Source organism: Corynebacterium sp. UBA2622, from assembly GCF_002339505.1.
GTDB lineage: Bacteria > Actinomycetota > Actinomycetes > Mycobacteriales > Mycobacteriaceae > Corynebacterium.
The window spans coordinates 219214-240942 of the sequence record NZ_DDJO01000023.1; the positions used below are offsets into that span (position 1 = coordinate 219214).

20 protein-coding genes are annotated in these 21729 nt (G+C 69.6%); 6 read left to right on the top strand and 14 right to left on the bottom strand.

Features of this window, described 5'->3' with window-relative positions:
- Positions 1–73 precede the first annotated feature (73 nt).
- Complete coding sequence (locus tag B3611_RS10030; protein ID WP_291314934.1) at positions 74–736, top strand: heme oxygenase (biliverdin-producing); 663 nt, start codon at positions 74–76, stop codon at positions 734–736.
- A 93-nt stretch (positions 737–829) separates the two neighbouring features.
- Positions 830–1393, top strand: coding sequence for a DNA-3-methyladenine glycosylase (locus B3611_RS10035; RefSeq protein WP_291314935.1), 564 nt, complete (start codon positions 830–832; stop codon positions 1391–1393).
- A 10-nt stretch (positions 1394–1403) separates the two neighbouring features.
- Here B3611_RS10035 and ppk2 read toward each other — a convergent pair whose 3' ends face one another.
- Together ppk2 and B3611_RS10045 are read right to left on the bottom strand one after the other, a co-directional pair.
- A complete protein-coding gene (gene ppk2 / locus B3611_RS10040; protein WP_291314936.1) occupies positions 1404–2249 on the bottom strand; it encodes a polyphosphate kinase 2 in 846 nt (281 codons plus the stop codon).
- Positions 2250–2296: 47 nt separating this feature from the next.
- A complete protein-coding gene (locus B3611_RS10045) occupies positions 2297–2620 on the bottom strand; it encodes a putative quinol monooxygenase (RefSeq protein WP_291314937.1) in 324 nt (107 codons plus the stop codon).
- Between the two features lie 194 nt (positions 2621–2814).
- On the opposite strand from B3611_RS10045, the gene B3611_RS10050 reads away from it, so the two are divergent.
- The 3 genes from B3611_RS10050 to B3611_RS10060 are packed head-to-tail and all read left to right on the top strand — an operon-like array spanning position 2815 to position 6886.
- The gene (locus B3611_RS10050) at positions 2815–3576 is read left to right on the top strand and encodes a LamB/YcsF family protein (RefSeq protein WP_291314938.1); all 762 of its coding nucleotides are present in this window, start codon (positions 2815–2817) and stop codon (positions 3574–3576) included.
- A complete protein-coding gene (locus tag B3611_RS10055) occupies positions 3573–5132 on the top strand; it encodes a carboxyltransferase domain-containing protein (RefSeq protein ID WP_291314939.1) in 1560 nt (519 codons plus the stop codon). The genes B3611_RS10050 and B3611_RS10055 overlap by 4 nt, the downstream gene beginning before the upstream one ends.
- A gap of 11 nt (positions 5133–5143) precedes the next feature.
- Positions 5144–6886, top strand: coding sequence for an acetyl/propionyl/methylcrotonyl-CoA carboxylase subunit alpha (locus tag B3611_RS10060; RefSeq protein ID WP_291314940.1), 1743 nt, complete (start codon positions 5144–5146; stop codon positions 6884–6886).
- 82 nt (positions 6887–6968) lie between these two features.
- Here B3611_RS10060 and B3611_RS10065 read toward each other — a convergent pair whose 3' ends face one another.
- The 8 genes from B3611_RS10065 to B3611_RS10100 form a co-directional block, all read right to left on the bottom strand.
- Entirely contained in the window at positions 6969–7763 is a 795-nt protein-coding gene (locus B3611_RS10065) for a putative hydro-lyase (RefSeq protein ID WP_291314941.1), read from the bottom strand.
- A gap of 30 nt (positions 7764–7793) precedes the next feature.
- On the bottom strand, positions 7794–8936 hold the full coding sequence (locus B3611_RS10070) for an NRAMP family divalent metal transporter (RefSeq protein ID WP_291314963.1): 1143 nt from the start codon (positions 8934–8936) through the stop codon (positions 7794–7796).
- Between the two features lie 250 nt (positions 8937–9186).
- Positions 9187–10992 (bottom strand): ABC-F family ATP-binding cassette domain-containing protein, encoded by a 1806-nt coding sequence (locus tag B3611_RS10075; RefSeq protein WP_291314942.1) that lies wholly within the window; start codon positions 10990–10992, stop codon positions 9187–9189.
- Between the two features lie 33 nt (positions 10993–11025).
- Positions 11026–11784, bottom strand: a complete 759-nt coding sequence (locus tag B3611_RS10080) for a 3'-5' exonuclease (RefSeq protein WP_291314943.1) — start codon at positions 11782–11784, stop codon at positions 11026–11028.
- A gap of 85 nt (positions 11785–11869) precedes the next feature.
- Positions 11870–12841 (bottom strand): 4-(cytidine 5'-diphospho)-2-C-methyl-D-erythritol kinase, encoded by a 972-nt coding sequence (locus B3611_RS10085; RefSeq protein ID WP_291314944.1) that lies wholly within the window; start codon positions 12839–12841, stop codon positions 11870–11872.
- Complete coding sequence (gene rsmA / locus B3611_RS10090; RefSeq protein WP_414646333.1) at positions 12831–13700, bottom strand: 16S rRNA (adenine(1518)-N(6)/adenine(1519)-N(6))-dimethyltransferase RsmA; 870 nt, start codon at positions 13698–13700, stop codon at positions 12831–12833. The genes B3611_RS10085 and rsmA overlap by 11 nt, the downstream gene beginning before the upstream one ends.
- Before the next feature lie 107 nt (positions 13701–13807).
- Positions 13808–14953, bottom strand: a complete 1146-nt coding sequence (locus B3611_RS10095) for a resuscitation-promoting factor (RefSeq protein ID WP_291314946.1) — start codon at positions 14951–14953, stop codon at positions 13808–13810.
- Positions 14954–15144: 191 nt separating this feature from the next.
- Positions 15145–15984, bottom strand: a complete 840-nt coding sequence (locus B3611_RS10100; protein WP_291314947.1) for a TatD family hydrolase — start codon at positions 15982–15984, stop codon at positions 15145–15147.
- 24 nt (positions 15985–16008) lie between these two features.
- Between B3611_RS10100 and B3611_RS10105 the strand changes: the two genes are divergently transcribed.
- Complete coding sequence (locus B3611_RS10105) at positions 16009–16407, top strand: DUF3806 domain-containing protein (protein ID WP_291314948.1); 399 nt, start codon at positions 16009–16011, stop codon at positions 16405–16407.
- A 19-nt stretch (positions 16408–16426) separates the two neighbouring features.
- Here B3611_RS10105 and B3611_RS10110 read toward each other — a convergent pair whose 3' ends face one another.
- The 4 genes from B3611_RS10110 to B3611_RS10125 all read right to left on the bottom strand — a co-directional run.
- A complete protein-coding gene (locus B3611_RS10110) occupies positions 16427–17086 on the bottom strand; it encodes a pyridoxamine 5'-phosphate oxidase family protein (RefSeq protein ID WP_291314949.1) in 660 nt (219 codons plus the stop codon).
- A 239-nt stretch (positions 17087–17325) separates the two neighbouring features.
- Positions 17326–18495: an MFS transporter gene (locus B3611_RS10115; protein ID WP_291314950.1), complete on the bottom strand. Its 1170-nt coding sequence runs from the start codon at positions 18493–18495 to the stop codon at positions 17326–17328.
- 48 nt (positions 18496–18543) lie between these two features.
- The gene (gene metG, locus B3611_RS10120) at positions 18544–20397 is read right to left on the bottom strand and encodes a methionine--tRNA ligase (protein ID WP_291314951.1); all 1854 of its coding nucleotides are present in this window, start codon (positions 20395–20397) and stop codon (positions 18544–18546) included.
- Positions 20398–20560: 163 nt separating this feature from the next.
- Positions 20561–21729 (bottom strand): BCCT family transporter (locus B3611_RS10125; RefSeq protein ID WP_291314952.1); only part of this gene is annotated, 1169 nt, incomplete at its 5' end.

Consider the following 21729-nt stretch of genomic DNA (forward strand, 5'->3'; position numbering starts at 1 on the left):
TCGGTTGATTGTTGAGCCCCTGTACAGTCCCTAACCTTAGGTAAGCCTTACCTACTCCCAACCGGAGGATCCCATGACCGCGACATCCGTACTCAGCCCCCTGTCCACCGCCCTGCGCGAGGAGACCGCCTCCGCTCACAGTGACGCCGAGAGCACCCGTTTCATGGCCGACCTCGTCGAGGGCAAGCTGGGCCGCGAGGAGGTCATCGACCTCACCGCCCAGTACTGGTTCATTTACACCGCCCTCGAGGCAGCTGTGCGCCGCCTCTCCTCCGAGCCGGCCGTCGCCGCCTTCGCGGACAGCCGCCTCGAGCGCGTCCCCGCCCTCGAGGCGGATCTCGCCCACCTCATCGGGCCCGACTGGCGCGAGCGCATCTCCCCCACCGAGTCCACCCTTGCCTACGCGGCCACGCTGGACAGCTTTGGGCCTGACGACGCCCCCGCCGTCGTCGCCCACCACTACGTCCGCTACTTGGGCGACATCGCCGGGGGCCAGGTCATCGCCCGGATGCTCTACACCGCGTACGGTCTGGACAACGAAGGCCTGCACTTCTACGACTTCTCCACCGTGGGCAAGATTCCCCCGTTCCGCAGCGCCTACCGCCGCGCACTCGACTCCATCGAGCTGACCCCCGCGGAACGCGACCAGCTGATCGCACACGCGAAGGACGCCTTCACCCACAACCAGAACGTCTTCCGCGATCTGGAACGCCGCAGCAGCGTCATCAGCCAGTGAGACGGCGATGAACCCGAGTGCCCGGGTTCCCGCCGGCCCGCCTACAGTGGCCGGGTACGCCGTTTGACGCAGAGAAAGGTGGCTGGCTTTTCCATGATCGACTTCACCGACACCGCGGACATCGTCGCTCCGCAGCTCCTGGGGTGCCTGGTCACCCACAACGGGGTGACGGTGCGCCTGACGGAGGTGGAGGCCTACATGGGGGGCAACGACCCGGCCGCCCACACCTTCAGGGGCAAAACAGCCCGCAACGCCGCCATGTTCGGCCCTCCCGGCCGGCTCTACGTCTACTTCTCCTACGGCATCCACCACAACGGGAACATCGTCTGCGCCCCGGAGGGCGAGGGCCAGGGCTGCCTCATGCGCGGCGGGGAGGTCATCGCGGGCGAGGATCTCGCCCGCGAGCGGCGCCAGCGCCCCGAGCGCGCCCTCATCCCGCACGAGAACCTCGCCCGGGGGCCGGGGAACCTCGGGCAGGCGCTCGGGCTCACGCTCGAGGACAACGGCACGCCGGTCCAGCTCACCATGCGCGAGGAGGAGCCGGAGTGGGTGTGCGGGCCGCGCATCGGCATCTCGAAGAACGCCGACGCCCCCCTGCGCTTCTGGATCCCGCGCGATCCCACGGTGTCCACGCCGAGGGGTTACCCGAAGGGGTGAAGGGGCGTCGCTAAGCCTTCTTGCCCTTCTTCTTCTCGAGCTTGGAGGCGACGTCGGGCACGTAGTTGAACTCCTCGCGGGGCGGGCGCTGGTAATCGTCGCCCTCGGGGCGCTCGGGGATTTCCGGGAGGTCCTGCTTCACGCGCTCGTAGGGGACGGTGGACAGAAGGTGCGCGATGACGTTGATACGCGAGCGCTTCTTGTCCTCGCTCTCGACGGTGTACCAGGGTGCCGAGGGGATGTCGGTGTGGACGAACATCTCGTCCTTGGCGCGGGAGTACTCCTCCCAGCGTGTGATGGACTCCAGGTCCATCGGTGAGAGCTTCCAGCGGCGCAGTGGATCCTCCAGGCGGGACTGGAAGCGCTTGTACTGCTCCTCGTCGGAGACGGAGAACCAGTACTTTCGCAGCATGATCCCGTCCTCGACCAGGAGCCGCTCTACGATCGGGGCCTGGTGGAGGAAGCGGCGGTATTCCTGGGAGGTGCAGAAGCCCATGACGCGCTCCACGCCGGCGCGGTTGTACCAGGAGCGGTCAAAGATGACGATCTCGCCCGCGGCGGGCAGGCGCTCGATGTAGCGGGCGAAGTACCACTGGGTTCGCTCGCGCTCCGTCGGGGCGGGCAGCGCCTCGACACGGCAGGTGCGCGGGTTGAGGTACTGGGTGATGCGCTTGATGGCCGAGCCCTTGCCTGCAGCGTCGCGGCCCTCCATCACGATGACTAGGCGGGCGCCGGTCTCGACGACCCACTGCTGCATGTCCACGAGCTCGGCCTGCAGGCGCAGAAGCTCCTTTTCGTACGCCTTCTTGGACAGCTTCGGCGGCTTCTGTGGCTTCTTGGTCTTGTCCTCGCTCATGTCACCCAACGCTACCTTGGCCGGGGCGCGCGGTGCCCACCCGCTGTTTAGTCGACCCGGAACTCGGCCATCTCGTCCCACTCCGTCTTGCCCTCGATGGTGGTGTTGATGATGCGCGGGGTCTCGGTGAGGATGGTCGGGAAAAGCTCGGCGGCATCCTTGAAGTGCTGGGAGTTGACATGGGCCTCGGCGCCGTCATCGTGGAAACCCTCGATGAGGATGTACTCGCCCGGGTTGTCCTCGTTGCGGTACCAGTCGAAGAAGAGGCAGGCGTCCTCGGCGCGGGTGGCCCGGGTGAATTCGTCGACCAGCTCGCGGAAGTTCTCCGCGTGCTCGGGTTTGGGCAGGAACCTGACGTTGATGAGAATCATGCGAACCAGGCTACCCGCGGGCGCCACCGCCCCGGCGGGGCGGGCACCGCGCGGGGCGGAGGCCGGGCGGGGGCTCGGGGCCGGCTCACGATAGCGGGCGAGGGCGGCACCCACGGTATAAATGGGGTATCAACCACGTGGGGCGCGGGCGATGACGGCCCGTGCCCCATCCTGTTCGAGGAAGGGTGCACACCGTGAGCACAACCATTGACCTGAACGCGGACCTGGGCGAGACCACCGCGGGCAACCCCGTCGCCGACGACGCCGCCATGCTCACCATGGTCTCCAGCGCCAACGTGGCCACCGGTTTCCACGCCGGAGACCCGCACTCCATCGCCTCCACCCTCGCAGCCGCAGCTGGCGCGGGGGTGGCGGTCGGCGCGCACCCCGCGTACCACGACCCGGTCGCCTTCGGACGGCGCTTCGTCGACTACGCCCCGGCCGAGCTCGCGGACGAGGTCCTCTACCAGATCGGCGCCCTCGACGCCCTGGCCAGGGCCAACGGGACGGAGGTGCGCTACGTCAAGCCCCACGGGGCGCTCTACAACACCATCGTCCACCACGAGGCGCACGCCCGCGCCGTCGTCGACGGCATCAAGGCGTTCGGCGGGAACCTGCCGGTCATGCTGCTGCCGGGCAGCGTCGCCGTGGGCATCGCCGAGAAGGCGGGCCTGCGCGTCATCCGCGAGGCCTTCGCCGACCGCGGGTATAACCCCGACGGCACGCTCGTCTCGCGCCGCGAGCCCAACGCGGTAATGCACGACCCCGCCGCCGTGGCCGCGCGCGTCCTCCAGGTCGCCGCCACCGGTTCCGTCACCGCCGTCGACGGCACCGAGGTAAAGGTCGCTGCCGAATCCGTGTGCGTGCACGGGGACTCCCCCGGCTCCGTGGAGCTGACGCGCAGCGTGGTGGCGCGCCTGGCGGACGAGGGCATCTCCATCCGGAGCTTCCTGTGACCGCCCCCGCCACCGCAGACGTGCGCCGCGTGGGCACCCGCGCGCTCATCGTCGATCTACCCGACCTGGCCGCGGTGATGGACTGGCACGCCGCCCTCACCGCCTCCCCGCTGGAGCACCAGACCGACGTGGTCGCCGCCGCGCGCACGGTGCTGGTCACCTTCGACTCCCCGATCGCCACCACCGCCGCCATCGACATCCTCCGCGGGTTCCGGCCCGGGGCCGCCGAGCGCCCCACCCCCCGCGACATCGAGATCGAGGTGCTTTACGACGGCTCGGACGTCGACGAGCTGGCCCGCAGCCTCGGCATGTCCCCCGCGCAGCTCATCGACTGGCACACCTCCACCACGTGGGTCGCCGCCTTCGGCGGTTTCGCCCCGGGTTTCACCTACTGCGTTCCCGCGGACCCCTCCGCCGCCCTGTCCGTCCCCCGCCGCTCCAGCCCGCGCACCGAGGTGCCCGCGGGCGCCGTCGCCCTGGCGGGAGAGTTCTCCGCCATCTACCCGCGGACCTCCCCGGGGGGCTGGCAGCTCATCGGCACCACCCGCACCCCGATGTGGGACTCCGCGGCCACCCCGCCCGCCCTGGTCGCACCGGGCGACCGGGTGCGCTACGTGGCCGTCGACAAGCTGGCGGACGATGAGTCCCCGAGCCACTTCCACCTCGACCGGCCGCCGCGACGACCCATCTTCACCGTCAACGACCCCGGGCTGCAGACCCTCTACGAGGACCTCGGGCGGCAGGGCAACGGAAACCTCGGTGTGACCACCTCGGGGTCGAGCGACCGTGCCTCGGCGCGCACCGCGAACGCGGCGGTGGGCAACCACCGCAACGCGACGCTCCTCGAGAACGTCGGCGGGCTCACTCTCGCGGCCCTGGCGGAGACCGTTGTGTGCGTCACGGGTGCCGAGACCAACGTGACGGTCTCCGGCCGGCCCGTCCCCCTGGCCACGCCCGTCATCGTACCGGCGGGTGCCGAGCTCTTCGTCGCGCCGCAGCGCACCGGCATGCGCAGCTACGTCGCCGTGCGCGGCGGGCTCATCGCCGACACCGAGCTCGGTTCCGCCGCCACCGACATGCTCTCCGGGCTCGGACCCGTGCCGATCCGGCAGGGTGACACCATCTCCATGTCGCTCACCCCGCCGCAGTCCGCCAACGCGCTGCTGAGCAACCCCCTCCGCGTCGAGCGCGTCGGCGGACAGACCGTGGGCGTGGTGCGCTGCGTGCTCGGCCCCCGCGACGACTGGTTCTCCGCGGAGGCGATCGAGGCGTTCCTGTCCACCACCTTCACTGTGGCCTTCGATTCCAACCGCGTCGGGCTGCGCCTGGAAACCGACACCCCGATCGAGCGCAGCCGCGAGGGTGAGCTGCCCTCCGAGGGGATGGTCGCCGGGTCGGTGCAAATCCCGCCCTCCGGCCAACCCGTCGTCTTCCTGCGCGACCACGCCGTCACCGGCGGCTACCCCGTGATCGCCACCGTCGTCAACGAGGATGTCGACATCGCCGCCCAACTCCCGCCCGGCGGAAAGATCCGCTTCGAGCTCTACCCCCTGTAAGGACTGCACTGATGACCTTCAACGCCGTACTGATCGCCAACCGCGGGGAAATCGCCGTGCGCATCGCCCGCACCGCCCGCGACCTCGGCATTCGCTCCATCGCCGTCTACTCTGAGCCCGACACCGGCGCCCTGCACACCCAGATCGCCGACGAGGCCTACCTCCTGCCCGGCACGACCTCCGCCGAGACCTACATGAACATCCCCGCGCTCATCGACGTCGCCCACCGCGCCGGCGCCGACTGCGTCCACCCGGGCTACGGCTTCCTCTCCGAAAACGCCGGGTTCGCCCGCACCGTCCAGGAAGCCGGCCTGGCCTGGATCGGGCCGTCGCCGGAGTCCATCGAGCTGCTCGGAGACAAGCTCGCGGCCCGCGCGGTCGCCGTCGATGTCGGCGCTCCCCTGGCCCCCGGCACCTCAGAACCGCTGACCACCTGGGAGGAGGCCCGCGACTTCGCCTCCGAGCACGGCATGCCCATCGCCATCAAGGCCGCGTTCGGCGGCGGCGGGCGGGGCCTCAAGGTCGTCTTCGATGTCGAGGACATCGAGGAGGGCTTCAACTCCGCCGGCCGCGAAGCCCGGGAGGCCTTCGGGCGGGGCGAGTGCTACGTGGAGAAGTTCCTCACCCACCCGCGCCACGTCGAGGCCCAGGTCCTCGCCGACACCCACGGCAACGTCGCCGTGCTGGGTACGCGTGACTGCTCCACGCAGAGGCGCTTCCAGAAGCTCATCGAGGAGGCGCCGGCGCCCTTCCTCACCGAGGAGCAGCGCCGCGGCATCGAGGAGGGCGCCCGCGCCATCTGCCGCCGGGCGGGCTACGTCTCCGCCGGAACCGTGGAGTACATCGTCTCCGAGGACGGTACCGTCTCCTTCCTCGAGGTCAACACCCGCGTGCAGGTGGAGCACCCTGTCACCGAGGCCGTCACGGGCGTGGACATTATCGCGGAGCAGTTCCGCGTCGCCGCCGGTGAACCCCTCTCCTTCGCAAGGGGCGGCGGGGACTGCGACCCGGCCGTCAACGGACACGCCTTCGAGTTCCGCATCAACGCCGAGGACGTGACCAACGGCTTCGCCCCCGCGCCGGGAACCATCACCCGCTTCGACGTGCCCACCGGGCCCGGTATCCGCGTGGATACCGGTGTGCGCACCGGCACGACCATCCCGGCCTACTACGACTCCCTCATGGGCAAGCTCATCGTGTGGGGCCCTGACCGGGACACCGCCATCACCCGCGCCCGCCAGGCGCTGAGGGAATTCGCCATCGAGGGTGTGCGCACCGTACTGCCGTTCCACCGCGACATGGTTTCCTCACCCGAGCTCACCGGGGACTCCCTGGGCGTGTACACCGACTGGGTGGACCACAACTACTCGCCCTCCGAGAAGCACAACGTGGCCGACATCGAGCACCTCTACGACGAGCGCACCCAGGTGGTCGTCGAGATCGACGGCCGCCTGCACACCGTCGGCTTCCCCGCGGCGCTGCTCGGCGCCGGAGGCCCGGCGCACCCGGCCGCGGACTCCTCCGGCACCGCCGCGGAGACCCCTGACAACGCCGTGACCAGCAAGTACGAGGCGACCATCGTCGAGTGGCTCGTCTCCGACGGCGACACCGTAGCCGCCGGAGAGGCCATCGCCACCGTCGAGGCGATGAAGATGGAGTCCACGGTCAAGGCCCCGCGCGACGGAAAGATCTCGCTTACGGCCGCGCAGGGCGAACGCGTCCGTGCGAACGCAACCATCGCGACGATCTCCTAGCCGCCCGCGGCGTCGCGTGACGACGCCCCGCGCACGCCCCGGTGCCCCCGCGTGGGGCACCGGTGTTTCGCGCGCCTGAACCCTACGGCACCTGGTAAAAACTGTCGCGTATGTCGGTGACGAGCATCTTCCCCGGCGAGTGGCACACGGCCAGCTCCGGCTTGGAGCTCATGACGATCGACTGCGGTGTCACCCCGCACGCCCAGAAAACCGGGATGGTGCCCGGAGCGATATCCACGGCTTCCCCGAAGTCCGGGGCGGAGAGGTCAGCGATGCCGATGGCGGCGGGGTCGCCGACGTGAACCGGGGCGCCGTGCACCGCCGGGTAGCGCGAGGTCACGCGGACCGCGTCAGCGACCTGTCGGGCGGGGATCGGGCGCATGGAGACCACCATCTTGCCCGAGAACACGCCCGCGGGCCGGCAGTCGATGTCGGTCATGTACATCGGGACGTTGCGTCCCTGGTCGATGTGGGCGACGGGGACGTGGGCGTCGATAAGCGCCTGCTCGAACGTGAAGGAACAGCCGATGAGGAAGGCGACGGTGTCGGGTGTCCAGTACCCGGTGGCGTCGGTGACCTCGTCGACGAGCTCGCCGCGGCGGAAGATGCGGTAGGCGGGGATGTCGGTGCGGATGTCCCCGTCCGGGAGGAGTTCGGAGCTCAGCTGGCCCGGTTCGAGAACCCCGAGGATCGGGCAGGGTTTGGGGTTGCGCTGGGCGAAGAGCAGGAAGTCAAAGGCGTGCCTCTTGTCCACCGCAATGAGGTTGGCCTGGGCGTAACCGCGGGAAAAGCCCGCGGTGGTGGCGACGTTGTTGTCGCGGCAGAACGCGCGGGCTTCGGAGGGGGTGAAGGCGGCGGGGTTCGGGGCGCTGATCATGCCCCGAGTCTATTCCGGATAGCTGGCCGGTCAGCTCCAGAGGGCCGTCAGGCTGGACAGGGAACGTGCGCCCATGTAGATGGTGATGACTAGGACGACAGCGCCGATGACGAGGAGCCACCTGGGGTAGGTGTACCCCTGCAGCAGGTCCCGGCGGCGCCACCCGGCCCAGAGCACCACGGCGAAACCGATCGGCAGGATGAGGCCGTTGAAGGCGCCGGCGAAGATGAGCAGCGTCTGCGGGGCCTTGCCGAGGAGCAGGTAGAGCACGGTGCACGCGGCGATGAAGCCGACGGTGAGCCAGTTGCGGGTGCGCACCGGGGTGGCCTGGGTGGTGATGAAGGAGATCGAAGTGTACGACGCCCCGATCACCGAGGACAGGCCGGCCGCCCAGAGGACGAGACCGAAGGCGCGCAGGCCGAATTCGCCAGCGGCGTGGAAGAAGGCATCGGCGGCGGTGTTGTCCTTCGCCAGCGCGACACCCGAGGAGACCACGCCGAGCACGGCGAGGAAGAGCAGGATGCGCATGATGCCGATGACGACGATGCCGAGGATGGAGGAGTTGCTGATCTGCTTCAGGTTCTCCACCCCGCTGTTGCCGGAGTCGATGAGGCGGTGCACGCCCGCGAAGGTTATGTAGCCGCCCACCGTGCCGCCAATCAGCGTGGTGATCACGAGGAAGTCGACCTTCTCCGGCAGCACCGTCTGCTTCAGCGCCTCGCCCACCGGGGGCTGGGAGACGATGGCGACGTAGAGCATGAGCAGGATCATGATGGCGCCGAGCGCGATGACGATGCGGTCGAGGGCGACACCGGCCCGCTTGGAGAGGAAGACGAAGATCGCGATGGCGGCCGAGACGCCACCGCCGATCTTCGCGTCGACGCCCAGCATGGCGTTCGCACCCAGGCCGGTGCCCGCGATGTTGCCGATGTTGAACACGATGCCGCCGATGAACACCAGCACCGCCATGACCCAGCCGAGGCCCGGGAGCACGCGGTTACCCAGCTCGTTGGCCCGCAGGCCCGAGATGCCGAGGACGCGCCACACGTTGAGCTGGATGGCGATGTCGACGAGGATCGACAGGAGAATCGCGAAGGCGAAGGCGGCGCCCATCTGGACCGTGAAGACCGAGGTCTGGGTAAGGAAGCCCGGGCCGATCGACGAGGTGGCCATGAGGAAGACCGCGCCGAGGGCGGGGCCGACCCCCCGCGGGGCGGCGGAGGTGTCGGAGCCGGTGGTGCGGGCATCCGTGGCGTCGGCTGCAGCGGTGGAGCCGCCGGTGTTCCCGGCAACCGGATTGGGGCCGTGGGGCGTGGGAGCACTCACTGTGGCACCCCTTTCAGTGTGAAGTTAGATGTGACCTGAAAAATAGTAGAGCACACCCGGCGATTCACCCATCCCGTCCCGGGGCCGGTGTTACCCGCTACCCCTCGAGCGCCTCCCCCAGCTCGAGCCACTCCATCTCCAGCTCGTCGCGCTCCGCCCGGATCGCGCCGAGCTCCCGGGTCGCCGCCCCGATGGCCTCGAAATCGGGCGCGGCGGCCGCGGACTTCGCGGCGATGTCGGCCTCGAGCTGCCCAGAGCGCTCTTCCGCCCGCGCGATCTTGCGCTCCAGGGCGTTCATCCTCTTGCGCAGCTCGCGCTCCTCCTGCGAGCTCATCGCGGGGCGCTTGTCGACGCCCCTGTCCGCGCGCCCCTCCCCGAGATCGAGCGTTCCGGAGGCCGCCTCCTCCGCGGCGCGGCGCTCAATGTACTGCCCGATGCCGCCGGGGAGGTTGGTCAGCGTGCCGTCCCCGAACAGCGCGTAGGTGGTATCGGCTATGCGCTCGATGAGGTAGCGGTCGTGGGAGATGACCACCAGGGTGCCGGGCCAGTTGTCCAGCAGGTCCTCGAGCTCCTGGAGGGTGTCGATGTCGAGGTCGTTGGTGGGCTCGTCGAGAAGCAGGACGTTGGGCTCCGACATGAGCACGCGGGTGAGCTGCAGGCGGCGGCGCTCGCCGCCGGAGAGGTCCCCGACGGGGGTGCGCTGGCGCTTCGGGGAGAAGCCGAGGCGCTCGGCGAGCTGGGCCGCGGAGATTTCGCGGCTGCCCATCTGGACGTAGTTGGCCACGTCCTCCACGGCGTCGATGACGCGGCGGGTGGGGTCGAGGTCGTCGAGCTCCTGGCGCAGCCACCCGATGCGGGTGGTTTGTCCCTGGACCCGCCTACCTGCGGAGAGGGGGTACTCCCCCGCCAGGGTCCGGAGGAGCGTTGTCTTGCCGGAGCCGTTGACCCCGACGAGGCCGATGCGCTCCCCCGGTGCGAGACGCCAGGTGAGGTGGTCGACGAGTGCGCGCCCGTCCGGGGCGTCGATGCGCGCATCCTCCAGGTCGATGACGACCTTGCCCTGGCGCTGGCGGGAAAACGCCATGAGCTCGACGGTGTCGCGGGGTGCGGGGACGTCGGCGATCAGCGCCTCCGCCGCCTCGATGCGGTAGCGCGGCTTGGAGGTCCTCGCCGGCGCGCCACGGCGCAGCCAGGCCAGCTCCTTGCGGGCGAGGTTCTGGCGGCGCTGCTCGATCGCGTCGGCCTGGCGGGCGCGCTCGGCCCGCGCGAAGGTCCAGTCGTTGTATCCGCCCTCGTAGACGTCGACGGTGCCGTCGTGGACCTCCCAGGTGAGGCTGGCGACAGTGTCGAGGAACCAGCGGTCGTGGGTCACCACCACGACCGCAACCTTGCGGGAGAGGAGGTGGTCGGCGAGCCATTGCACCCCCTCGACGTCGAGGTGGTTGGTGGGCTCGTCGAGGACGACGAGGTCGAGGTCCTGAACGAGCGCCGCGGCGAGGTTGACGCGTCTGCGCTCGCCGCCGGAGAGGTTGCCCACGCGGGTGTCCAGGCCCAGCCCGACGACTCCCGTACCCTGCAGGACCTCGCGGACCTTGGCGTTGGAGGCCCACTCGTACGTCTGCAACCCGAGCGGTTCGACGACGGCCTGCCCGACGGTCAGCTCGTCGTCCAGGTCGAAGCGCTGTGTGACCACCGCGAGGCGGAGGTCGGAGTTGTGCGACACGCGCCCGGCATCGGGCTTCTCCAACCCGGTGAGGACCTCGAGGAGGGTGGTCTTGCCGCCGCCGTTGACGCCGACGATGCCGATGCGGTCCCCCGTCTGGACACCGAGGGAGACGCCGTCGAGCAGCGTTTTCAGCCCCCAGGTCTTGGAGACGTTTTCGAGATTGATCAGGTTAGCCATAGGACCCCCATAGTAGGCGGTGGCGGCCCTCGCTCAGTCCAGAAGCCGGTTGAGCGACGAGGTGCGCTGGAACATGGCGACGATGTGGGCGCAGGCCAGCGCGTCCGAGTCGGCCCGGTGGTGCTGGAGGGCGAACCCGGGCGCGCAGTAGCCGGCCACCGTGGGCAGAGTGTGGTTGGGCAGCTGCGGCAGGAGCCGCCGCGCGGTGCGGCAGGTGCAGTAGAACTCGGAGGGGAACGTGCCCGTGGCGTAGTAGCGGTCCAGGCCACGCCAGACGGAGGCGTCGAAGGTGGCGTTGTGGGCGTACACCGGCAGCGCGCCGACGAAGGCGTGGACCTCGTCGGCGATGTCGAACCAGGAGGGCGCATCCTCCACGTCGCCGCGGTAGATGCCGTGGATGTGGCTGAACTCGAAGCGGATGTGCTCCTCAGGAGGGCGGAGGTAGGTGGTGATCGCGCCGACGACCTCGCCCGCGCGTACCTTCACCAGGGCGACCTGGCACGCCGAGGCCCCGCCGACGCGGTTGGCCGTCTCGAAGTCCACGGCCACGAACTCCTCGCGCATGAGCGCCTCGCGCGTGGGGATGTACACCGCCCGCCTGCGCCTGCGCCGCGGCGCCGGCCCGCCGACGGGCAGCGGGGGCCCGGCGGCCGGAGCGTAGTCAACCACCTGGCCCAGGCCCCCCGTGTTCCCGTCGAGCCAGTTGCGCAGGGCGCCAGTGAGCGCCGAATCCCGCGCCGGATTGGACACCGGATTGGGTGCCGCATCAGGCGCCGCGTCGTGCCGGTCCATCTCTCCCCCTCTTTCCGTCCGGTAGAAACGATCAACACGCTAGCGCACCCGCCGGACATGTATCGACCACACGTTCGAGGGGCAGCTAAATGAGTTCCGCCCCCCGCGCCGGCCCGGAGGCGGCAAAGGCCTCGTAGGCGGGGAATTCGCCCCGCAGCTCCCCGAGGACCCGGCCCGCGTGCTTTTCGTCGCGGCACAGCACGGCGACGGTCGGCCCGGAGCCGGAGACGATCGCGCGCAGCCCCGCCTCACCGGCCGTGCGCAGCAGCGCGGCCAGCTGCGGGCGCATCCGCAGCGCCGCCGCCTCGAGGTCGTTGTGCATCGCCGCCGCCAACGCGTCCGGCTCACCGGAGAGCAGGGCGCGGGAGAGCGCCTTCGTGTCCAGGCGCGGGACCAGCGAGGGGTTATCGTGGCGCAGGTCGTCGAGAAGCGAAAACGCCTCCCCCGTGGGCAGGCCGACGCCGGGGTTGACGAAGACCCAGTGGTACTCGCCGCGCGAGAGCATCTCGACGAGCTCGTCCCCGCGCCCCGTGCCGAGGGCCGTCCCCCCGAGCAGGCAGAACGGCACGTCCGCCCCGAGGGAGCGGGCGAGGCGCAGCAGCGTGTCCTGGTCCAGGGGGGCGTGGCCGAAGTGCGCCACGTAGTCGTTGGCGGCGGCCAGGGCCGCGGCGGCGTCGGCGGAGCCGCCCGCCATTCCCCCGGCGACGAACACGTTCTTCTCCACCACGATCCTCGCTTGCGGCAGCTCAACGGCCGCGCGGGGGTACAGCCGCCGGTACTCGGCCACGACGGCGTCGACGGCGCGCCACGCGAGGTTGCGCGGGGTGTCGATATCCTCGGCCGGTTCCGACACCCCGAAGAAGGTGCTCATGCCCGCCACCACCGAGCCCTCGGCGACGGGGACCATCTCCGGTTCCACGAGCACCCGCACCGCTTCACGACGCCCCACCGCCTGAAACACCGTCACCAGCTCGTGGTACCCGTCGCTGCGCGCCTCCCCCACCCCGAGGTGCAGGTTCACCTTGCCCGGCGCGGAGGCCCCGAACTCAGTGCGCACGGCCGGCTCCCAGGCGCGCGAAGTCAGCGACGGAGAGCCTCTCCCCGCGCAGGCCGGGGTCGATGCCGGCGGCGCGGAGGGCCTCCTCAGCCGCGGCGGGTGAACCGTAGACCCCCGCCAGGGTCGAGCGCAGCGTCTTGCGGCGCTGGGCGAAGGCGGCGTCGACAAGCGGGAAGACAGCGCCGCGCGTCTCCCTCGGGTAAACGTCCGACACGTCGATGCGCACGAGCCCGCTCTCGATGTTGGGGGCCGGCCAGAAGACGTTCTTGCCGATCACGCCCGCGCGGGAGACCTCCCCGTAGAAGGACGCCTTGACGCTGGGCACGCCGTAGATCTTCGAGCCCGGCTCCGCGGCGAGCCTGTCCGCCACCTCCTTCTGCACCATCACCAGGACGCGGCGGATGGTGGGGAACTCCTCCAGGAGGTGCAGGAGGACGGGCACCGAGACGTTGTAGGGCAGGTTGGCCACCAGGGCCGTGGGCTCGGCACCCTCACCCGCCGCGGCCGCGACGTCGGCGCGGGTGACGCGGAGGGCGTCGGTGTGGATGACGGTGAGACGATCGGCGTACCCGGGGGCGCGCTCACCCACCGTCCGCGGCAGGCACCCGGCCAGGCGGGGGTCGATCTCGAGGGCGATCACGCGCCGCGCGGTGTCGACGAGGCCGAGGGTGAGCGACCCGAGGCCCGGCCCGACCTCGACAACGACATCGTCGGCGGTGAGGTCCGCCGCGGCGACGATCCGGCGCACCGTGTTGGGGTCGTGGACGAAGTTCTGGCCCAGCTTCTTGGTGGGCACCACGTCCAGTTCCTGCGCCAGCTCCCGGATCTCCACGGGGCCCAGCAGATGCGCGTCAGTCATGCCCACATACGTTAGCAGCGGGGCACAGGCACCCCACGGACGCGCGTGCCCCGCTCAGGAGGTGCGGTGCCGGGCGTGGCCTTCGGCCCGGGTTCCGCGCCGAAGTCCTAGCGCAGACCCAGCTTGGCGGTGCAGGCCGGCCACGCGCCCCAGCCCTGGGCGGCCTGGGTTTTCTCGGCAATGGCGATCTGCTGCTCCCGGGAGGCCTGATCGGCCGTCGGCGCGTAGGCGGTTCCGCCGTAGGCGGCCCAGGTGGACTGGTCGAACTGGAGCCCGCCCTGGTAGCCGTTGCCGGTGTTGGTGGACCAGTTCCCGCCCGACTCGCAGGCCGCGATGGAGTCCCACACGGATCCGCCGGCGACGGACGGAGCGACGGCACCCTTGGCGGCGGCGGTGTGCACGGCCGCCTTGGTGCCGCGGGCGACGGTGGCCGGCTTTGCGGCGCGGGTCTCCTTCTCGCCCACGGTCTGGGTGGACTCGATCTTCCCGTTGACCCAGGTGGTGCGGTGGGTGATCTTCTTCTCGCCCTTCACGCCCGGTTCGCGGACCTCCTCGGAGCCCTGGTCGAGGTTGGAATCGTCGACGTAGTTCGCCGGGGCATCGAACTCGACGGTATCCAGCACGTCGGAGGTCTCGACACGGTCGATGCGGATCTCCATGTTCTCCCCGACCGGGGCGTCCAGCGGGACGTTGAGGCGGTCGTTGGAGTCGACGGTGACGCCGCGGTCGGCGAGGAGCTGCGCGACGGTCTTCTTCGCGGCGGAGGTGTAGACGATGTTGCCGCCGTCGTTGATGGAGACGATCTTCGGGGTGGTCACGTCGACGGTCATGCCGTCGGTGACGGGCTGGTCCGGGTCGACATCGGTGGAGGCGGCAGCGGTGACACCGGCCTCACCGATGAGGTCGGCAACGGTGACGGCGGTGGAGGTGAGCTGCTTTTCGGCGCCGTCGACGACGAGGGCGACCGGCTTCGCGGTGCGGACGGTGACGGTTTCCCCGCTGGCGAGCTTCTCGCCCGGTGCCGGGTAGATGAGGTCCTGTGACCCGGGGGTCACACCGGCGGCCTGGAGGGCGCCGTTGACATCGGAGGCGAAGGTCCGGACGGTGGTGGTCTGGCCATTGACGTCGACGGTGACGTCCTTGGATGCAGCGGCAGCCGTAGCGGCGCCACCGACGAGGACCGCACCCGCCACGCCACCCGCGGCGAGGCGCTTGGTGGCGGAAGTGGTCTTGTTAATGCGCTTAGCGGACATAAAGCTGGAACCCCAAAAGTCTCGATTTCATCACGATTGCGTTAAAGATACGCCGCCCCCCTGTACAAGGCCAGCCCGCCGCGCGGGGGACGGTCACAATCGTCACAAACGGAACTCCCCGCCCCTGAACGCTCATCTGACCTGCGCAAACTGTGATGTGACCTTTTTCACTCCCACCCCGGGGCGGGGTGCTACTCCAGCCCGAAAACCCTGTTGAAGGTCTCGTAGACCTCCGCGGCGAGGTCCTCCACCTCCATTCCCCGGGCCTGCGCCACCTCCATCGCGGTATGGCCGATCAGCGCCGGTTCGTTTCGCGCGCCGCGGTGCGGCTCGGGGGTCATGTAGGGCGCGTCCGTCTCGATCAGCAGCTGGCCGCGGGGGGCGAGGGCGGCCGCCTGGCGGAGCTCCTCGTTGCGCCTGAACGTCACGTTGCCGGCGTACGAGAGCACGTAACCGCGCTCGATCGCCTCGCGGGCGACATCGATCGGTGACGAGAAGCAGTGCAGCATCACCTCCCGCGGCGCGGGCGAATCGGCGAGGATGCGCAGCAGCTCCCGGTCCCCCTCGCGGTTGTGGATCATCAGGGCGCGGTCGGTGTCCACCGCCAACTGGATGTGCCAGCGCAGGGCCTCCTCCTGCACGTCGAGCGGTGCGGTGTTCTCTGGGTCGTGCCTGATCCAGTAGGTGTCGATGCCCGTCTCGCCGATGGCCACGCACCACGGATCCGCGGCCATCTCCGCAAGCCTCGCCTTCGCGGCCTCGTCGAGCTCCCCCGCGCGCGTCGGGTGGATCGCGCACGCCGCGAACACGCGCTCGTTGCCCTGCGCCGCCGAGAGGGCCAGCTCCGCCTCGTCCAGGCCGTCCCCGACCGTGCAGACGCGCTCCACGCCCGCCTCCACGGCGCGGGTCACCAGCTCGTCGACCTCCTCAGGCGTGATCGCGCCGACGGAGGCGAGGTGGGTGTGGGCGTCGACAAGCCCGGGGATCGGGTCTGCGGGGATCGGGGTGGGGCGCGGTTTCTTCTTCGACATGCCGTCCAAGCCTATTGTTGGGCCATGGCTTTTTCAGAAATCAGCGACGCCACCCGCACCCGCATCGAGGCCGACCTCGCCGAGGCGGCGGGCCGCGGGATCAACGGCGGTGTCGACGCCATCGCGGCCACCTTCGAGGACGTCCTCACCGAGTACCTCACCCGCGACGCCGACCTGCGCCGCGATTTCCCCCGCGGCGAAACCGCCCGCATCTTCGGCACCGCACTCGGCGAGGCGCTGGTGCGCGACCACGGCTTCGCGTGGCGCATGCTTGCCGACGACTACGGGACCGACCTGGTGGTCGCCCGCGGTGTCGGCGCGCCGGACGAGAAGTACACCGCTCCGCTGGTCGTCGTGGACAGCCGCTTCGAGGACGATGAACCGGGCAAGCTCACCACCTTTGTCACGCAGTTCCTCTCCTAGTCAGCTGCGTGGGAGCTGCCTAGGACCCGGCGTGATCGCCCCGCAGCGCGACGAGCTCGCCCTCGAGCTCGGCGACGCGCCCGCGCAGTTCGTCGATGTCGCGCCGGTAGAGGTCGATGCGCTCCTCCACCTGCTCGCGCGTGTGCCGCGGGGTGATGTACTTGGCGCAGTTGGCGTCGGTCGCGGTGACGTCGACAAGCATTGCCCGCTGGAACGAGCTGCGGATCTCCCCGCCGCCGTCGACCCGGCGGAGGCGCTCCATCAACTCCGGGTCATCGTCGCGCTCCACGATGTGGGCGGTGCCGAAAACCTTGAGACGCGAGCGCGTCGGGTAATCAATGAAGAAGAGGCACACGCGCCCGTCCCGGTCCACGTTGCCCGTGCTGACGAACTGCCTGTTGCCGGCGAACTCGAGCCACCCGAGCCGGGTGGGGCCGAGGATGTGGACGAAGCCGGCCGGGCCGCCCCGGTGCTGGACATAGGGCCATCCGGTGCCCGTGACCGTGGAGAGGAAGAAGTGCGAGCTGGTGGAGATGAGGCGGCGCTCCGTGGGTTCGAGCTCGAATTCTCCTCCGTTGCGCGGCAGCTCCATCTCCAGGGAACCCTGGCGGGCGCGCACGAAGTGGTCGTAGGCGATGTCCTGGTACTCCAAGCCGGAACCGTCGTCCGCGTGCTGCATACCCACCAGTGTTGCCCCCGGCCGCGGGGCTACGCAAGTACGACGGGGCCGGGGCGTGGAGGCGAGGCCCGGGGCGTGGAGGCGAGGCCCGGGCACAAACCGGTAAAACTAAACCGGTAAAACACCAGGTGGATGCCCACCCCCGAATCGGCGAACAGGGGTTTTACCGGTTTAGTTTTACCGGTTTGCGGTACCGCGCACACCGCGCCGTCACACCAGCGCACACCGCGCCCCGCCTCCTACGCCGAGAGCTCGTCCTCGATGAACACCCGCCGGGAGGCCACCACGCCGAGGCAGCCCATCACCAGGGCCAGAACAATGAGCGTGAGCAGAATCGGGCGGAACGACCCGAGCGTCCCGTACGCCACGCCAACGAGCAGCGGCCCGGCCGCGGCGAGGACGTAACCCACCGGCTGGACAAACCCGGCCAGCCGCGCCGTGCCCATGGCGCTGCGCGTGCGCGCGGGCATGAGTGCGATGGCGAGCGGGAAGCACCACCCGCCCAGGCCCAGCAGCGCGCTCCACAGGATCGGGGATGCGGCGGGAGCCAGCAGGACACCCAGGTAACCCGACGCGGTCAGCGCACCGAAGACGAGAACCAGCGGGGCGAGAGTGCGGGCACGGGCGATGACCGTCGGCAGGATCAGCCCGCCGCCGGCACCGATGAGCCCGATCAGCGCCAGCCCCAGCGCGGCGGTGGAGCCCGACACGCCCTGCTGCACGAACATCGAGGGCAGCCACCCCATCTGGATGTAGGCGTTCATGGACTGCAGCCCGAAGAAGAACATCAGCGCAACAGCCGTGCGCGAGTGGTAGATCCGCTTCTGCGGCCCGTCGCCCGCAACCGCCGTTTCGCGGGGCTTGTCGACGCCCACGTAGCGCCCCGCCACCACCCACACGGCCAGCTGCACCAGGGCCGCCAGGGACCACACGCCCAGGGCGACGTGCCATGAATCGGTGATGAGAGCGCTGAGCGGGCCGATTGCCGCGGACAGGGACAACGCCACGGAGTACACCGTGGTCAGCGCCACTATGTTCCTCCCGCCGTACTGCTTGATCCACGCCGGGAGCAGGACGTTGGCCAACGCGATGCCGCCGGCGACCCCCACCGTGGCGAGGATGAACAGCGAGATGTTCGGAGCGAAGGGGCGCAGCGCCAACCCCAGCGTGGCCGCCGCGGCCGCACCGATGAGCGTCGGGGTCAGGCCGACCCGGCGCGCCAGCGGCACGGCGGTCAGCCCGACGACGAAGAAGAGCAGCCCCGGGAGGGCGGTGATGACGCCGCCGAGGGAGGCGGGTGCTCCGTAGGCGGCAATGACGTCGTCAAGCACTGCGCCGACGGAGGCCATCCCCGCGCGGAGGTTGATCGCCGCGGTGACCACGGCCAGGAAAAGAAGAATGACAGGCACCCCACGCACCCTAGCGGGGCGTGCCGCGGTCCCCGACACCCCCCTGTGCTACTGCACGCGCGCCCATTCGGGGCCGGTTTCGCCGAGCTCGGGGTCGAGCTTGGCGATCAGCGGCTTCGGCTTCTCCAGCGGCGTGCCGGGGGTGACATCGACGCGGGCCCAGACCGCCTGCTGGGAGGCGTAGTCGCCGGTGATCACGGGGTAGGTCTGACCCTTCCCGGGCAGGCCGGCGCCGACGAGGTCGAAGTCCGCGTCGTCGGTGACCTCCTCGACGCGGGGCGCGGCGACCCACTCACCCGTTCGCCCGAGGGTCTCGTGGACGCGCTGGGCGGTGTGCGGCAGGAAGGGGGTGAGCATGGCGTTGCAGTCCGAGACCACCTGGAGTGCGGTCCACAGGACGGTGGCCAGGCGCTCGCGCCGCGCCTCGTCCTTGGCCAGCTTCCACGGCTCCTGCTCCGCGATGTAGGCGTTGGCCTCCCCCACCACGTGCATGATCTTTGTGACGGCGTTCTTGAACTTTGCGCGCCCGAGCTCCTCGCCCGCCGCGGTGAAGGTGGTTTCGGCGAGCCCGAGGATCGCCTTGTCCGACTCGCTCAGCTCGCCCGGGGTGGGGACCTCCCCGAAGTTCTTGTGAGCCATGGCCACGGTGCGGTTGACCAGGTTGCCCCAGCCGTTGGCCAGCTCGTTGTTCACGCGGCGGACGAACTCGTCCCAGGTGAAGTCGGTGTCGTTGTTCTCCGGGCCGGCAACGGCGATGAAGTAGCGCAGCGGGTCGGGACCGAACTCCGCCAGGAAGTCCTTGACGTAGATGACCACGCCCTTGGAGGAGGAGAACTTGGAGCCGGACATGGTGAGGAACTCCGAGGAGACGACCTCCGTGGGCAGGTTGAGCTCGCCGAAGGCGTGCGTCTGACCGCCCTTCGCCCCCCTGCCGGTGTAGCCCAGCAGCTCCGCAGGCCAGATCTGCGAGTGGAAGGTGATGTTGTCCTTGCCCATGAAGTAGTAGCCGCGGGTCTGCGGGTCCTGCCAGAACGTCTTCCACGCGTCCGGGTCGCCGGAGCGCGCCGCCCACTCGATGGAGGCGGAGAGGTAGCCGATCACGGCATCGAACCAGACGTAGAGCTTCTTCGAGGGGTTGTCCTCCCAGCCCTCGACGGGGACGGGAATGCCCCAGTCGATGTCGCGGGTCATGGCGCGGGGGCGCATGTCCTCGAGGAGGTTCAGGGAGAACTTCAGCACGTTGGGGCGCCAGTCCTCGCGGGTTTCCAGCCAGGCTTTGAGGGCGTCGTGAAGCGCGGGCAGATCGAGCATGAAGTGCTCGGTCTCGACGAACTCGGGTGTCTCCCCGTTGATCTTGGACACGGGGTTGATCAACTCGGCGGGGTCGAGCTGGTTGCCGCAGGTGTCGCACTGGTCGCCGCGCGCGTCGGTGGCGCCGCAGATCGGGCAGGTGCCCTCGATGTAGCGGTCCGGAAGGGTGCGGCCCGTCGACGGGGAGATCGCGCCCTTGGTGGTCTCCTTCACCATGTAACCGTTGGCGTGGAGCCCCTTGAACAGCTCCTGCACCACCGCGTAGTGGTTGCGCGTGGTGGTGCGGGTGAACAGGTCGTAGGACAGGCCCAGGCCGGCGAGGTCGGAGACGATCTGCCGGTTGTAGCGGTCGGCGAGCTCCTTGACGGTCACGCCCTCCTTGTCCGCCTGCACCAGCAGCGGGGTGCCGTGCTCGTCGGTGCCGGAGACCATGAGAACGTTATTGCCCGCCATACGCTGGTAGCGGGCGAACACGTCCGAGGGGACGCCGAATCCCGCGACGTGTCCGATGTGGCGCGGGCCGTTGGCGTACGGCCAGGCGACGCACACGAGGATGTTCTGCCCCGGTTGAGCTGTCTCAGGAGAAGTCATGCCCCAAGCATAAATTACGACCCCAACGGGCACGCCACCCGGCAAGTGCCCTGCGCCCGCCGCCCGAAATCCGACGGCGTCGGGAGTTCGCCGGGGAACAAAAAACGCAGCGGGTAACGCCGGAGCGCGTTCCCGCCGCGTGGGTGGCGCGGTTGAGCGTCAGTTAGTCCTGGTTGCGCGCCTCGCGCGGGTGGACGAGCTGGCGGATCTGGCGCCGGCGCTCGTCGCGGGCGCGCTGCTCGCGGTGGAGGCGGCGCTCGAACGCCAGCTGGCGGGCGAAGCGCTCGTGCTCCTTCTTGTCCAGGTAGATCGTGTCGTTGGAGACATCCTTGACAAAGGCGAACATCAGCGCCACCAGGATGAACAGGAACGGCGTCGCCGCCACGATGGTCACGGACTGCAACGAGCTCAGGGCGTCCTCGCCGCCGACAACCAGCAGGGTGAGGCCGACGAAGGCGGTTCCCAGGCCCCAGATCGCGGCGAGCCACGGCTTGGCGTCGGTCTTGCCGTTCTGGGACATGGAGGCCATCACGGTCGAGGCGGAGTCGGCGGAGGTGATGAAGAAGGTGCCCAGCAGGATCATGGCGAACACACCCATGATGTAGCCGCCCGGCAGGGCGTGGAGCAGGCTGAAGAGCTGCTCCTCGGCGCCGCCGTCACCCCAGATCGAGTGATCCTCCTGCTCGAACTTGATCGCCGTGCCGCCGAAGATGGCGAACCAGATGGTGGACAGAAGAGCCGGGACGAGCAGCACGCCGAGGCAGAACTCGCGGATGGTGCGCCCGCGCGAGATGCGCGCGAGGAACGTTCCCACGAAGGGCGACCAGGAGATCCACCACGCCCAGTAGAAGATGGTCCACTTGGACAGGAAGCTGCCCGCGGTGCCGTCCGCGCTCGCCGCGGTGCGGCCCGCCATGAGGAAGAACTGGTCCAGGTAGGACCCGATCGCGGAGGGGAACAGGTTGAGCAGGCTCACGGTCGGGCCGAGAACGAACACGAAGATGGCCAGCACCGCGGCGATGACCATGTTGATGTTGGACAGCCACTGGATGCCACGGCCCACACCCGACATGGCGGAGAGCAGGAACGCGAGGGTGAGCACGGTGACGATGCCGATGGTGAGCTGGGTGGAGGGGTTGTCCACGAAGCCGGAGGCCTTAAGGCCGGAGGTGATCTGCAGAGCGCCGAGGCCCAGGGAGCAGGCGGTGCCGAAGATGGTGGCGAAGATGGCCAGGCCGTCAATGAACTTGCCCAGCGGGCCCTCCGCACGCTTTTCGCCGATCAGCGGAATAAAGGCGCTGGAGAGCAGCTGCTTGCGTCCGAGGCGGAAGG